The following is a 13,229-nucleotide window of genomic DNA, read 5'->3' on the forward strand; positions in this document are numbered from 1 at the left end:
TCCGTAAGGAGCGGGACCGTGCAGCACGCCGACACAGACAGCCATGACCACGGGGTGCGCACGGTGTACTCGGCGTACACCCCGGACCACGACCACGTACACGACGACGAGGCGCCCGGGGCGCTGGAGGACAACCCGATCTGGCGGCAGGACAACGTCACGCTGCACAGCGTCGGGATGGACATCGGCTCCTCCGGCACCCAGGTCGTCTTCTCACGCCTGCATCTGCGTCGCATGGGCGAGGATCTGACGAGCCGTTATCTGGTGGTGCGCAGGGAGACGCTGCACCGCTCACCGGTCGAGCTCACGCCGTACACGAGCGACCCGTCCGACAAGGCCGCCGAGTACATCGACGCGGCCGCACTCGGCACGATCATCGACAGCGCGTACCGGGAGGCGGCCGTGGACCCGGCCGACGTGGACACCGGTGTCGTCATCCTCACCGGCGAGGCGTTGCGCCGGCGCAACGCGGAGGCGATCGCGGGTGTCCTGGCCGAGCGCGGCGGCGAGTTGGTGACCGCGACCGCCGGACACCACATGGAGGCGATGCTCGCGGCCTGTGGATCGGGCGCGGCGAAGGCCTCGTACGACACCGGGCGGCGCATCCTCACCGTCGACATCGGCGGCGGGACGACCAAGCTCGCCGTCGTGGACGGGGGCCGGGTCACGGCGACGGCCGCGGTGCACGTCGGGGGCCGGTTGCAGGTGGTCGACGACGCGGGTCGGATCGTACGGCTCGATCCGGCGGGAAGCGCGCACGCGGCCCGCGCCGGGTTCGCCTGGAAGGTGGGCGACACCGCGCTCGGGGCGGAGCTGGACCGGGTGGCGGAGTCGATGGCCGACGTGCTCGTGGACGCCCTCACCGCCGATCCGCTCCCCGCGCACGTGCGCGCCCTGTATCTCACCGATCCGCTGCCGGACCTCACCGGGATCGACGGGGTGATGTTCTCCGGCGGGGTCGCGGAGTACGTGTACGGGCGGGAGGAGGCGGACTTCGGCGATCTGGGCCGCCGGCTCGGCCGGGCGGTGCGCCGGCGGGTGGACCGCGGTGCGCTGCCCTTCCGGCTGCTGCCGGCGGGCGAGTGCATCCGTGCGACCGCGCTGGGCGCCTCGGAGTACAGCGTCCAGCTCAGCGGGAACACGGGCTTCGTCTCCGATCCGGGCGCCCTGCTGCCGCGCCGCAGCCTCCAGGTCGTACGGCCCGTGTACGAGCTGGGTGACACGGTCGACGCGCACACGGTCGAGGAGGCGGTCCGGCAGCGGCTCGGCGCGCTGGACGTGGCGCCGGACGCGGACGCCGTGCTCGCCCTGTCGTTCGGCGGCCCGCCGAGCCATGCCCGGCTGCTGCCCTTCGCGCGGGGCGTGCGGGACGCGCTCGCCGAACGGACCGCGCTCGGACGGCCGTTGTACGTCGTGCTCGACGGCGACGTGGCGCTCACGCTCGGCCGGCTGCTGCGCGAGGAACTGGACGTCACCGCGGACCTGCTCGTCATCGACGGGATCGCGCTGCACGACTTCGACTACGTCGACATCGGCCGGGTGCGCTTCCCGTCGAACACGGTGCCGGTGACGATCAAGTCGCTGGTCTTCGCACTCGACGCCGGACACGACGCGCCGGCCTTATACACGGCACCCGCGTCACGGGTGTAAACCCCTGCGGCCGCACCGGGTAACGATAGGGTAAATCTCCTGCCCGATGGTTAGACCATAAGACCGATCCTGCTGTTTCATGCAGGAACCCGGCACACGGACGGACGCGAACCGCAGCCGCCGACGGCTCCTCTTCCCCCCTCGTCGGCGCGATCGCACCCTCCCCCACGCTCCGTGCCCTTCCGTCCGCCCCACGAGCCAACCGCCTCGTCCAAGGAGTGTGCGATGCGTCAAGGTGCTCTTCCCGCCGGCCTGCTGGCCGCCGGTCTCCTCCTCACCGCCTGCGGCGGCTCGCCGACCACGGCGGGCACGGCCGGTTCCGCTCCCGACAAGAACCCCTACGCCGCCTACGAGTCCCTCTCCGGCCAGGCCCGCACCGACAAGCTGGTCGCGGACGCCAAGAAGGAGGGCGGCACGCTCGACCTCTACACCTCGAACACCGACATCCAGGACCTCGTCGACGGCTTCGAGAAGGCCTATCCGGACATCAAGGTCCAGGCCTTCCGGGCCAATTCGGAGACCGTCCTGCAGCGGGCGCTCCAGGAGAACCAGGCGAACAAGCCGCAGAACGACGTCATGGACACCAACGACCTCGAACTGCGGGCCCTCGACTCCCAGCACCTGCTGCACGCCTATCAGGGACCCGCCCTCGCGGACCTGAAGGACGCGGCCAAGGGCCTCGGCGGCTGGACGGCGGAACGGTTCAACGCCTTCGTCGTCGGCTGGAACACCAACCAGGTCAAGAAGGGCCAGGAGCCCAAGGACTTCGCCGACTTCGCCGACCCGAAGTGGAAGGGCAAGCTCTCCGTCGAGGTCGGCGACTGGGACTGGTACGCGTCCATGCACACGTACCTCACCGACGAGAAGGGCATGAGCACGGCGGACGTGGACGCCCTCTTCGCGAAGATCGCCCGCAACGTCAAGGTCACCAAGGGCCACACCGTGCAGGGTGAACTGCTCAGCGCCGGGCAGTTCGCCGTGGCCCTGTCCGTCTACAGCCACACCGTCGACAAGGCGGCGAAGAAGGGCGCGCCCGTGGCCTGGCGGCCCGCCGTCGAGCCAGTGATCCTGCGCCCCAACGGCATCGCGCTGATGGCCCGCCCGCGGCATCCCGCGGCGGCACTGCTGTGGACCGACTGGGTCCTCACTGCGGGCCAAAAGGTCATCGCCGAGTCACTGCGCATCCCGGCGGCCAAGAACGTGCCCGGCTTCAAGGACCCGATCCCGCCCGGCACCACCACCTACGCCCTCTCCAAGTCGGCCGAGACCGACACCAAGAAGTGGAACACCGCCTACGACGCCCTGCTGCGCGGCGTCCCGGCAGCCGGCTGAGCCCCACCACCCCTTTTCGCATCTCTTCCAGGAGAGCACCGCATGAGGACCCGTAACACCACCCTCGCCCTGGCCGCAGTACTGGTCACGGCCGTCACCGCCGGCTGCGGGGGCGCGGTCACCACCGCGTCCAACACCAAGGCGGACGGCGTCTACCAGCAGATTGCCGGCCTCCCCAAGGACCAACAGCTTGCGAAGGCCGAGGAGCTGGCGAAGAAGGAGGGCAGCACCCTCTCCCTCTACACCTCGATGACCGCGGACATCGCGACGCCGGTCGCCCAGGCCTTCGAGAAGAAGTACGGCATCCACGTCAGCGTCTTCCGCGGCAACTCCGAGACGGTGCTCCAGCGCGCCCTCCAGGAGGAGCAGGCCGGGAAGGCGGGCGCCGACGCGGTGGAGACCAACTTCCTCGAGATGACGGCCCTGTCCGACAACCACTACCTGGTCCCCTTCAACGGCTCGGCCCTCGACAAGGTCGAGCCGGCCGCCAAGTTCCAGGACTGGACGGCCAGTCGCCTCAATGTGTTCCAGCCCGCCTGGAACACCGATCTGATCAAGCCGGGCGACGAGCCGCACAGCTGGGAGGACCTGGCGCTGCCCAAGTACAAGGGCAAGCTGACGCTCGAGGTCAGTGACAGCGACTGGTTCGAGAACGTCACCAAGTACTGGCTGGACCACGGCAAGAGCCAGTCCGAGGTCGACACGCTGTGGAAGGGCATCGTCGCCAACGCCAAGGTCGCCAAGGGCCACACGACGATGATGCAGTTCCTCACCGCGGGGCAGACGCCGATGGAGGCGATGAACTACACGTACATCACCGACCGGGCCGCCCAGCAGGGCGCCCCCGTCACCCATCTGCCCCCGGACGGCGTCTCGAAGATCCCCGCCTTCCCCCGTCCCAACGGCGTCGGCCTGATCAAGGGCGCCCAGCACCCGGCCGCGGCCTGGCTGTTCTACGACTGGCTGCTGACCGACGGCCAGCAGGAGTTGGTCAAGCTCGGGCTCACCCCGGTCACGAAGGTCCCCGGCGACAAGAGCCTCACGGGCATCACGCTCGTCCCGTTCGACGTCGAGGGCCTCAGCAAGGACGGCGACGCCTGGGACAAGAAGTACGACGCGCTGCTGCGCGGTGTCGCCAACGTGGGGAGCTGACCGACGATGACCGTCGTACCCGCTCCCACCACCTCCCGTGACGAAGGGCCCGGTCACGGTGTGGCGCCGCCGCCCGGCGGCGCCACGGCCGGCGGCCGGCTCCTGCGTCTCCTGCGCCGGCCGCTGTCCCTCCAGGGCCTCCTCGTCGGCGGCGCCGTCGTCGTCGTGGGCTATCTGGCCGTGGTGCCGCTCGGCTATCTCATCCACGACACGTTCCTCAGCGCCGACGGTCGGGGCGTGTCCTTCGGCGCGTTCTCGCGGGCTTACGGCGGCAACTCGCAGTCCGGCGAGATGCTGCTCAACTCCCTGTGGTTCGCACTGGGTTCGGCCGCCCTCGCCCTGGTCCTCGGCACGGCACTGGCGTACATCCAGGTGCGTACGGACACTCCGTTCAAGGGGCTGTTCTTCGCCGCGTCGTTGGTCCCGCTCATCGTGCCGGGCATCCTCTACGCGACGTCGTGGATCTTCCTCGGCGACCCGTCCAGCGGTGTGCTCAACTCCCTTGTCTTCAAGCCGTTGTTCGGCGCCAGCCCGATCAACATCTACAGCGTGTGGGGCATGATCTGGGTGCAGGGGCTGCATCTGGCCCCGGTGGCCTTCCTGCTCATGGTCGCCGCGTTCCGCGCGATGGACCCCTCGCTGGAGGAGTCCGCCGCGATGTCCGGCGCGGACCGGCTGACGGTGCTGCGCCGGGTGACGATGCCGCTGCTGCGCCCCGCGATGATCTCCGCGGCTCTGCTGATGTTCGTTCAGTCGCTGGAGAGCTTCGAGGTGCCGGGACTGCTCGGTCTGCAGAACGGCATCTACGTGTTCACCAGCCGGATCTACTTCGTGCTGCGCGCCTATCCGATCGACTACGGCGCCGCCGGTGCCTACGCCATCGGGCTGCTGGTCATCGCCGCGGCGGGCGTGCTGCTCTCCGGCTGGATGCAGCGCTCCTCGCGCAACTTCCAGACGGTGACCGGAAAGGCGTTCCGGCCCCGCCCGGTCGAACTCGGCCGGGCGAGGCCGTTCGTCGGCGCCGGCGTGATCCTCTACTTCCTGATCACGGTCGTCCTGCCGGTCGCCGTCCTCGTCTACGCCTCCCTGCTGAAGTACTACGCGGCACCGACCCGCAAGACCCTCAGCCAGCTGACGTTCGCCAACTACCGCACGCTGTGGCACCAGCCGCTGGCGTTCACGGCACTGAAGAACTCCCTCATCGTCGGTATCGGCGCGGCGACCGCGGTGATGATCCTGACCTCGATCGTCTCCTGGGTCGTCCTGCGCACCAGGGCGCCCGGGCGGCGGCTGCTCGACCTGCTGGCGTTCACCCCGATCGTCATCCCCGGCCTCGTCCTCGGCCTCGCGCTGTCCTTCGTGTATCTGCGCACCCCGCTGCCGATCTACGGCACGCTGCTGATCCTGCTGATCTCGTACTGCACCCGCTATCTGCCGTACGGCATGCGCTACTCGTCGTCGGCGATGGCGCAGATGTCCCCGGAGCTGGAGGAGTCGGCCGCGGTGAACGGCGCCTCCTGGTTCCAGACGTTCCGGCGGGTCCTGCTGCCGCTGATGAGCGGCGGCATCCTGGCCGGCTGGGTCTACATCCTCGTCGTGTCCTTCCGCGAGCTGTCCAGCACGATCCTGCTGTACAGCCCCGGCAAGGAGGTGCTGTCGGTGCTGATCTGGGAGCAGTTCGAGAACGGCCAGTTCACCACGCTCGCCGCGCTGGGCGTCTGCATGGTCGTCCTGCTCTTCCTCCTCGTCTCCATTGCCTACCGCTTCGGCGCCCGCTTCGGGCTGCAGAACGACTCCGCGAACTGATCGAAGGGACCCTCAGCAATGTTGACGGTCGAATCCCTCAAGAAGAGCTACGACGACACGGCCGCGCGCAGGTCGAGGCGCCGCCCCGACGAGGGCAACCGCGTGTACGCCGTCGGCGGGGTCGACTTCGAGGTCCACGACGGCGAACTGTTCACGCTGCTCGGCCCGTCGGGCTGCGGGAAGACCACCACCCTGCGCTCCGTCGCGGGCCTGGAACGCCCCTCCGCAGGCCGTGTCACCCTCGGCGGGCGCGTGCTGTTCGACGACAAGCAGGGCATCAACATGCGCGCCAACCGGCGCGGGCTCGGCATGGTGTTCCAGTCGTACGCGATCTGGCCGCACATGTCGGTGTTCAAGAACGTGTCGTTCCCGCTCGAGGTGATGCCCCGCGCCAAGCGCCCCGGCCGCAAGGAGATCGAGGAGCGAGTGGAGCAGGTCCTGGAGGTGATCGAGCTGGGCGCCTACGCGTCCCGGCCCGCCACCAAGCTCTCCGGCGGCCAGCAGCAGCGCCTCGCCCTGGCCCGCGCCCTGGTGACCCGCCCCGAGCTGATGCTGCTCGACGAGCCGCTGTCCAACCTGGACGCCAAGCTGCGCGAGAGCATGCGCTTCGAACTTAAGCGGCTACAGCGGGAGTTGAACCTCACGGCGATCTATGTGACGCACGACCAGGCCGAGGCGCTGGTGATGTCGAGCCGGATCGCCGTGATGAACCAGGGCCGCATCGAGCAGATCGGCAAACCCCGGGAGATCTACACCAGGCCCGCCACCCGGTTCGTCGCCGAGTTCATCGGCACCTCCAACTTCTTGGAGGCCAAGGTGACGGCGGTGCGCGGCGACGAGGTGGAGGTCGACACCCCGCAGGGCCGGCTCCTCGCGCACAAGGTGGAGAAGCTGCCGATGGTCGGGGACACGGTGCTGATCTCGATCCGCCCGGAGTGCGTCGACCTGACCCGCGAGCGGCGCGGCAATGTGCCCAACGAGTGGTCGGGCACGGTTCTCACGCGGGCGTTCATGGGCGATGTCGTCGACCACATCGTGGGCGTGGGCAATCTGGAGATCCGCAACAGGTCCAACCCGACGCTGTCGATCCCGCCGGGGACCGAGGTGTATTTCTCCGTCACCCCGGACAAGGTGACGCTCGTCCCGGTCGACTGATCGATGGCGCTTCCCCAGGTACTGCGCAATCGGGACTTCGGCCTCTACTGGGGCGGCGTCGTCCTCTCCCAGATCGGGACCAGGGGCGCCGTCGCCGCCAATCTCTACCAGGTGTACCAGCTCACCGGTTCCACCGCTCAGGTGGGACTGGTGGGCCTCGCCCAGGCGGTGGCCCTGCTGGTGCTCTCGCCCGTCGGCGGGATCTACGCCGACCGGCTGGACCGGCGCCGACTGCTCCAGGTCACGCAGTGCGTGGCGCTGGTGGTGTCGGCGGCGCTCGCGGCGGTCACGCTGGCGGGCGCCGCCACCGTGTGGGCGGTCGTGGTCTCCTCGCTGCTGGCGACGGCGGCGGCGACCTTCGACCAGCCCGCGCGGCAGGCGCTGATCCCGGCGATGGTGCCGCGCGAACGGCTCGTCGACGCGTTCGCGCTGCTCAACCCGTCGCGCGAGCTGGCCGTGCTGGTGGGCCCCGCGTTCGCGGGCGTCCTGATCGCCGTCGGCGGACCCGGGGCGGTGTACGTCTTCGACGCGGTCACCTACGGCGCGCTCGTCGTCGTCCTCGCCCTGGTGCGGGTGCCGCCGCTCAAGGTCGACGTCGAGCGGCGGTCGCTGTGGCACAGCATGCGGCAGGGCGTGCGGTACGTCGCCGAACGGCCCGTGGTCTGGCAGCTGATGGGGCTGGACATGACCGCCACGGTGTTCGGCGCCTACCGGGTGCTGCTGCCCGCCTTCGCCGCGCAGATCCTGCACGTGGGCCCGACCGGCTACGGCCTGCTGTCCGCGGCGCCCTCGGCGGGCGCGCTGATCGGGTCGGTGTGGGTGTTCCGGCTGGTGCGCACCGCACGCGCCGGGCGGATCGTGCTGTGGGGCACGGCCGCGTACGGCGTGGCCGTGGTCGGTCTCGCGCAGTCGCGGACGTTCCCCGTGGCGATCGTGATGGCCCTCGCCCTGGGCGCCGCGGACGCCGTCGCAACCACCGTGCGGCACGCCGCCGTCCAGGTGGAGACGCCGGACGAGCTGCGCGGGCGCGTCTCGGCCATCTATCAGATGTGCTCGCGGGGCGGACCGGCGATCGGCGACTCGCTGATGGGCGTCGCCGCCGGTGCGCTCGGCCCGGTCGTCGCGCTCACGCTCGGCGGGCTGGTGCCGACGGCGGTCTCCGCGGCGAGCGCCGTACGCAGCCGCACGGTCCGCGAGTACAGCGTGCCGAAGGCGGAGCCCGCCACCTCCTGAACCTTCGACTCCCCCTCTATGTCCTGCTGTTGGGAGACACATTGAGTACGCACACCACGACCGGGGTCACCCACTATCACGTCCAGAAACGGCGGCGCGCCGCCTTCATCGAGGAGTGGCGCAAGAACCAGCGCACGGTGGTCGCGCTGGAGGACGTCGTCATGCACCCGACCGAGCGCGGCAGCCGGGTCGGCGTGTACGTCGGCGCCGACGGAGACCGGCCGACACGCACCATGGACGCGCTGGCCCACGAGCTGGACCCGGGGGTGACGACGACGGTCCACCGGCACTCGTGGGACGCCATGGTGTTCGTCGTGGCCGGCTGGGGCTGGACCGAGATCGACGGCAAGCGCGTCGACTGGGGGCCCGGCGACTCGCTGCACCTGCCGGCCTGGTCCTGGCATCGCAGCGGCAACGAGGGCCAGGACACGGCCCGTTACCTCACCTTCTCCAGCCAGCCGCTCCTCGAGACCATGGGCATGGCCGTCCTCGATGACGCGGGCCACACGCCCGTCTCCGAGCTGGCGCCCAGGCCGCCGTACTCCCCCGGCCGCGACGGCGCCGACCCGTACGCCACGCGGCTGCGGCGGCTGGCCCGGGACCAGGACGCCCGCCGCTCGGGCCGCCTGCACACCAGCTGGGACGAGCTGGAGCTGCGCAACACCCCGCGCGGCACCCGCACCACCTTCCTGCTGGACCGTGCCATCGGCTACCAGGCATCCGGCATCACCATGGCCATGTTCGAGATAGGCCCCGGCCGCGCCCAGTCGATGCACCGGCATCCGGGCGAGGCGTGGCTGTACGTCGTCGAGGGCAGCGGTGAGAGCTATCTGGGCACCGAGCCGGAGGGCGGCGAACGGCACCCGTGGAAGAAGGGCGACATCATCGTCGTCGACCACTTCCTGTGGCACCAGCACATCAACACGAACCCGGAGCAGACGGCCAAGGTGGTCCGCATCCACATGTTCGACAGCCTGCTGGAGACGATGCGGGCGCTGTGCGATCCGCTGGTGCTGTTCGAGGAGCCGCCGGAGCACATCCGTGACGCGCAGGCCGGCGACCCGTCGACGATCGAGTGGCCGGCGCTGACCCGCCCCACCTGGCCGTGAACGGGGGACGGACGCGGTGAGCAGCGCACTGCCGCAGGGCGTGGCCGGGATCCACGCCCTGCCCGCCGACCACCACGACGGTCCGTGGGACTCGGTGATCATCGACCCGCGGGTCAAGGAGCGGCTGCTCGCGACCGCCGTCCTCGTGCTCCGGCACGGGCGGCGGCTCGCGGGCTCGCCCGTGGCCCCGCACGGTCTGGTCGTCCTCGCGGGGCCGCCCGGCACCGGCAAGACCACCCTGGCCCAGGGGCTCGCGCAGGCCGTCGCGCGCACGCTGGCCCCGCACGGGTCGACCACGCTCGTCGAGGTCGACCCGCATGCCTTTCCGAGCGAGATGCTCGGCGAGAGCCAGCGCGCGGTGTCCCGCCTGTTCCGGGAGACCCTGCCGGAGCTGGCCGCGCGCCGCCCGCACACCCTGGTCCTCGTCGACGAGGTCGAGGCCCTCGCCGTACGGCGGCACTCGGCGTCTTTCGACACCAACCCGGTGGACGTGCACCGGGCGACGGACGCCGTGCTGAGCGGTCTGGACGTGCTGCGGGCCCAGCGCCCCGGCACGCTGCTGGTCGTCACGACGAACTTCGCCGAGGCCGTGGACGACGCGTTCCTGTCCCGGGCCGATCTCGTGGTGCACACGGAGCTGCCCGACGAGTCGGTGGTGCCGAGGATCGTCGCCGACTCACTGCTCGGCCTCGCCGCCCAGTGGCCCGAACTGCGCGCGCTGGCCGAGGACTCGGCGCTGCACCAGCGGGTGGGCAAGCTGCTCGCCGGCCTGGACGGCCGGCGGATCCGCAAGACCGTGCACGGGGCTCTGGCCCTGCGCCTGGAGACGGCGCGCGAGCCGGGGCGGCTGAGCGCCGACGATCTGGTCACGGCGGCGGAGGAGGCGGCCGCGCGCGCATGAATTCGGCCCCGCACCCGTCGGCAAGGGTGCGGGGCCGAAGCGTTGCCGGTGCCGGTCAGGTGGTCTGCGGTGCCTCGTACCCGGGGGCGTCCTCCAGGAAGTGCACCGTGTCGTAGCCCAGGTGCTTGAAGACGCGGTTCTGCGCCGACAGCAGCCGCAGGGGTGTGCCGTCGTAGGAGAAGAGCTGGCAGACGTGGTTCTGGGGGACGTACAGCGTGTCGCCCTTGGTGATCTCGTGCCGGGTCGGTTCCAGCGCCACGCGCGCGTAGTACTTCTCGGCGATCTCGGCCTCGACCTCCCACTGGAGGGCGTAGCCGCTGCCCTCGAGGACGTAGAACACCTCGTCGGCCATCTTCCAGTACTTGCCGGAGCGGCTGCCGGCGGGGATGTCGAGCTCGAAGGCGTCGATGGAGAAGATGCGGGCGTCGGTGCGCTCCGGCGAGGACATCACACGGACCCGGCCGAGCGGGGTGTCCTCCCAGCTGGTGTCGGCGACCCCGATGACCTTCTTGCGGTCCAGCACGCCGGGCGTCCAGATCCGGGACCAGTCCTCGCGGGGCCCGAACTCGGTCTCGCGCTCGACGGGGCCGCTGCGTCCCTGCTGCCACAGGCCCATGAACATCCAGGTGCTCTTGGCCTTCACAACGAGGGCGGTGGCGGTCTCGTCGTACGGGTTGAAGTGGCGGTGCACGGAGTCGGTGTGCACGAAGACCAGGTCGTCCTTGGTCCAGTCGTAGCGCTGGTCGTCGTGGATCTCGTAACCGCGGCCCTCAAGGATGTAGAAGGCCGCCTCGTTCTGGTGGCCGTGGCCGTGGTTGCTGGACTGCGGCGGGAGTTCGACGAAGTGGACCTGGATGGTCTGGGTGAGGAAGTCCTCGTCCCCGGGGCCCACCCGCCACCACGTCCGGGACTTCTCGCTGTCGCCGGAGTGGGCCACCTTCGCGTCGTCGACGACCACGGTGTCATCCCGAACCCGCTCGACCGCCAGCTGCCTGCGGCGGAACTCGCCGAGTCCGTACGTCTCCGAGGTCAGGCCGCGGACGAAGACTCGCCCCTTCTTGCCCATGGTGCCTCCTGTGCCGGCCGAAGCCTTCTTTGATCACCTGATGGTCTAACCATAATGCCTTAAGCGGAGACGCAAAAGAGTCCCGGGCCCAGCAGGACCCGGGACTCGCCCGTCACCGCCCACTACTTGCCGGGCCCGTCGCCCTTCACGCGGGAAGCTGTCCGCTTCAGGTGGGTGCGCATGATCTCCGTCGCGGCGTCCGCGTCGCGCGCCGCGATCGCCTCGACGAACTTGCGGTGCTCCTTCGACCCACGCTGACCCATCTGCGGCTCGACACTCTGCGCCTCGCGCAGGCTCATCAGCAGGGGACCGTGGAAGGACTGCACGAGCATCTCGATGGCGGCGTTGTGCGTACAGGCGGCCACGCGGGTGTGGAAGTCGGCGGACATCTCCATGTCGTAGGTGCCCTGCTTCACCGCCTCGGCGTGCTCGTCGCACAGGGCGCGCAGCGCGTCCAGGTCCTCCTCGGTCGCGCGCTCGACGATCAGCGGCACGATGCCCAGCTCGAAGACCAGCCGGGCCTCGGTGACCTCGGAGGCCGTCACCGGCGACAGGGACAGCAGATCGGCGAGCCCCTCGCCGACGCGGCGCGAGGACGGGGCCGTCACGAACGCGCCGCCCCGGGCGCCGACCCGGATCTCGACCAGCCCGCTGGCCTCCAGGCTGCGCAGCGCCTCACGCACGGTGACGCGGCTGACCCCGAACTGCACACACAGTTCCCGCTCGCTGGGCAGGCGGTCGCCGGGCTGCAGCCGCTCCTCCTTCAGCAACAGCCGGATCTGATCCACAATCAGCTGCGAGACTCTGCTCGAGGAGACCGTCTTGAACAGGCCCTCGGGCGCGGCGGCGGGACGCTTGGCGGAGGTCTCGTCTGCGGTCCCGGCGCTCCGGGGCCGGCTTGGTCGCGATGGCATGTGCGCATCCTCCCATGGTCAGGGGCTTCATTGACGTGCACTCTCGCAATGGCTTAAAGTCATACCAACAGACCAAAGACTGGCCGCCGACTCGCCGAGGAGGACTGTGACGGTGGGACTCCAGGACGTCGAGGCACTGCGCGAGCGGATCGCCGTCGCCTGCCGCGTCCTGGCCGTCACCGGTCTCGTCGAGCACATACTCGGGCACGTCAGCGCCCGTACCGGCGCGGACTCGCTCCTGGTGCGCGGGCGCGGGCCCGCCGAGCGGGGCCTCGCCTTCACGGTCGTGGACGACGTCCAGGAAGTCCGGCTCGACGGCACGGGCGAGGTGCCGGCCGACTGGTCGGCGCCGGGCGAACTGCCCATCCACACCGAGGTGCTGCGCGCACGACCGGACGTCACGGCCGTGGTGCACGCGCATCCGCCCGCTGTCGTCGCCGCGTCCGTGGCGGACCTGCCCTGGCTCCCGCTCGTGGGCTCCTACGACATCCCGGCCGCCCGACTCGCCCACGACGGCATCCCCGTCTGGCCCCGCTCCGCGCTGATCCGGCGCCGTGATCTGGCCGAGCAGATGACGGCCTCGCTCGGGGACCGTCCCGTCGTCGTGCTGCGCGGGCACGGTCTGGTCGCCGTCGGCAGCGGTGAGCCCACCCACGCGGTCGCCGAAGCCGTCACCCGGGCCCTCGCGGTGGACTCGCTGGCCCGTATCACGCTGGCCGCGGCCGCCACCGGCGCCCCGCTGCGCCCGATCCCCGCCGAGGACCTCGCCGAACTGCCCGACCTGGGACCGGCGTTCAACGTCGCCTCGATGTGGCGTCACCTCGCGGCCCGTGCCGAGCACGAGGGTCCGGGCCAGCCATTGCGCCCCTGACCAGCGCCGACACACGGTCCGCACCTGGGACACGGCGGCA

Annotated in this window: 11 protein-coding genes; 9 read left to right on the forward strand and 2 right to left on the reverse strand. The window is 70.5% G+C overall.

The genetic code is table 11. The features are described 5' to 3' along the window. Nucleotides 1-18: 18 nt before the first annotated feature. From ACFYXB_RS22610 to ACFYXB_RS22645, 8 genes are all read left to right on the forward strand, one after another. Nucleotides 19-1,650 carry an ethanolamine ammonia-lyase reactivating factor EutA gene (locus tag ACFYXB_RS22610; protein ID WP_389585126.1) on the forward strand — a complete coding sequence of 544 codons (1,632 nt, stop codon included), beginning with the start codon at nucleotides 19-21 and terminating at the stop codon, nucleotides 1,648-1,650. A gap of 225 nt (nucleotides 1,651-1,875) precedes the next feature. Further along, nucleotides 1,876-2,982, forward strand: coding sequence for an extracellular solute-binding protein (locus ACFYXB_RS22615; RefSeq protein ID WP_351349624.1), 1,107 nt, complete (start codon nucleotides 1,876-1,878; stop codon nucleotides 2,980-2,982). 42 nt (nucleotides 2,983-3,024) lie between these two features. Further along, the gene (locus ACFYXB_RS22620; RefSeq protein ID WP_389585128.1) at nucleotides 3,025-4,134 is read left to right on the forward strand and encodes an ABC transporter substrate-binding protein; all 1,110 of its coding nucleotides are present in this window, start codon (nucleotides 3,025-3,027) and stop codon (nucleotides 4,132-4,134) included. 6 nt (nucleotides 4,135-4,140) lie between these two features. After that, entirely contained in the window at nucleotides 4,141-5,940 is a 1,800-nt protein-coding gene (locus ACFYXB_RS22625; RefSeq protein WP_389585131.1) for an ABC transporter permease, read from the forward strand. 18 nt (nucleotides 5,941-5,958) lie between these two features. Then, nucleotides 5,959-7,095: an ABC transporter ATP-binding protein gene (locus ACFYXB_RS22630; RefSeq protein ID WP_389585134.1), complete on the forward strand. Its 1,137-nt coding sequence runs from the start codon at nucleotides 5,959-5,961 to the stop codon at nucleotides 7,093-7,095. A gap of 3 nt (nucleotides 7,096-7,098) precedes the next feature. Next, nucleotides 7,099-8,328 carry an MFS transporter gene (locus ACFYXB_RS22635; protein WP_351349616.1) on the forward strand — a complete coding sequence of 410 codons (1,230 nt, stop codon included), beginning with the start codon at nucleotides 7,099-7,101 and terminating at the stop codon, nucleotides 8,326-8,328. Between the two features lie 41 nt (nucleotides 8,329-8,369). After that, complete coding sequence (locus ACFYXB_RS22640; protein ID WP_389585138.1) at nucleotides 8,370-9,437, forward strand: cupin domain-containing protein; 1,068 nt, start codon at nucleotides 8,370-8,372, stop codon at nucleotides 9,435-9,437. 16 nt (nucleotides 9,438-9,453) lie between these two features. Further along, nucleotides 9,454-10,338 (forward strand): AAA family ATPase, encoded by an 885-nt coding sequence (locus ACFYXB_RS22645; RefSeq protein WP_351349613.1) that lies wholly within the window; start codon nucleotides 9,454-9,456, stop codon nucleotides 10,336-10,338. A 55-nt stretch (nucleotides 10,339-10,393) separates the two neighbouring features. Here ACFYXB_RS22645 and ACFYXB_RS22650 read toward each other — a convergent pair whose 3' ends face one another. Both ACFYXB_RS22650 and ACFYXB_RS22655 read right to left on the reverse strand, forming a co-directional pair. Continuing rightward, the gene (locus ACFYXB_RS22650; RefSeq protein WP_389585142.1) at nucleotides 10,394-11,404 is read right to left on the reverse strand and encodes a cupin domain-containing protein; all 1,011 of its coding nucleotides are present in this window, start codon (nucleotides 11,402-11,404) and stop codon (nucleotides 10,394-10,396) included. Nucleotides 11,405-11,526: 122 nt separating this feature from the next. Next, nucleotides 11,527-12,318, reverse strand: a complete 792-nt coding sequence (locus ACFYXB_RS22655; protein ID WP_351349609.1) for an FCD domain-containing protein — start codon at nucleotides 12,316-12,318, stop codon at nucleotides 11,527-11,529. Nucleotides 12,319-12,430: 112 nt separating this feature from the next. Here ACFYXB_RS22655 and ACFYXB_RS22660 point away from each other — a divergent pair, with 112 nt between their 5' ends. Then, a complete protein-coding gene (locus tag ACFYXB_RS22660) occupies nucleotides 12,431-13,189 on the forward strand; it encodes a class II aldolase/adducin family protein (protein WP_389585145.1) in 759 nt (252 codons plus the stop codon). Nucleotides 13,190-13,229: the final 40 nt, after the last annotated feature.

The organism is Streptomyces sp. NPDC002619, assembly GCF_042889305.1.
Classification (GTDB): Bacteria; Actinomycetota; Actinomycetes; order Streptomycetales; family Streptomycetaceae; genus Streptomyces.

Bases quoted from the DNA above. Each gene is read 5' to 3' on its own strand.
- ACFYXB_RS22625 (WP_389585131.1), top strand. From the start codon at position 4,141: ATGACCGTCGTACCCGCTCCCACCACCTCCCGTGACGAAGGGCCCGGT.
- ACFYXB_RS22655 (WP_351349609.1), bottom strand. From the start codon at position 12,318: ATGCCATCGCGACCAAGCCGGCCCCGGAGCGCCGGGACCGCAGACGAG.
- ACFYXB_RS22630 (WP_389585134.1), top strand. From the start codon at position 5,959: ATGTTGACGGTCGAATCCCTCAAGAAGAGCTACGACGACACGGCCGCG.
- ACFYXB_RS22650 (WP_389585142.1), bottom strand. From the start codon at position 11,404: ATGGGCAAGAAGGGGCGAGTCTTCGTCCGCGGCCTGACCTCGGAGACG.
- ACFYXB_RS22635 (WP_351349616.1), top strand. From the start codon at position 7,099: ATGGCGCTTCCCCAGGTACTGCGCAATCGGGACTTCGGCCTCTACTGG.
- ACFYXB_RS22620 (WP_389585128.1), top strand. From the start codon at position 3,025: ATGAGGACCCGTAACACCACCCTCGCCCTGGCCGCAGTACTGGTCACG.
- ACFYXB_RS22615 (WP_351349624.1), top strand. From the start codon at position 1,876: ATGCGTCAAGGTGCTCTTCCCGCCGGCCTGCTGGCCGCCGGTCTCCTC.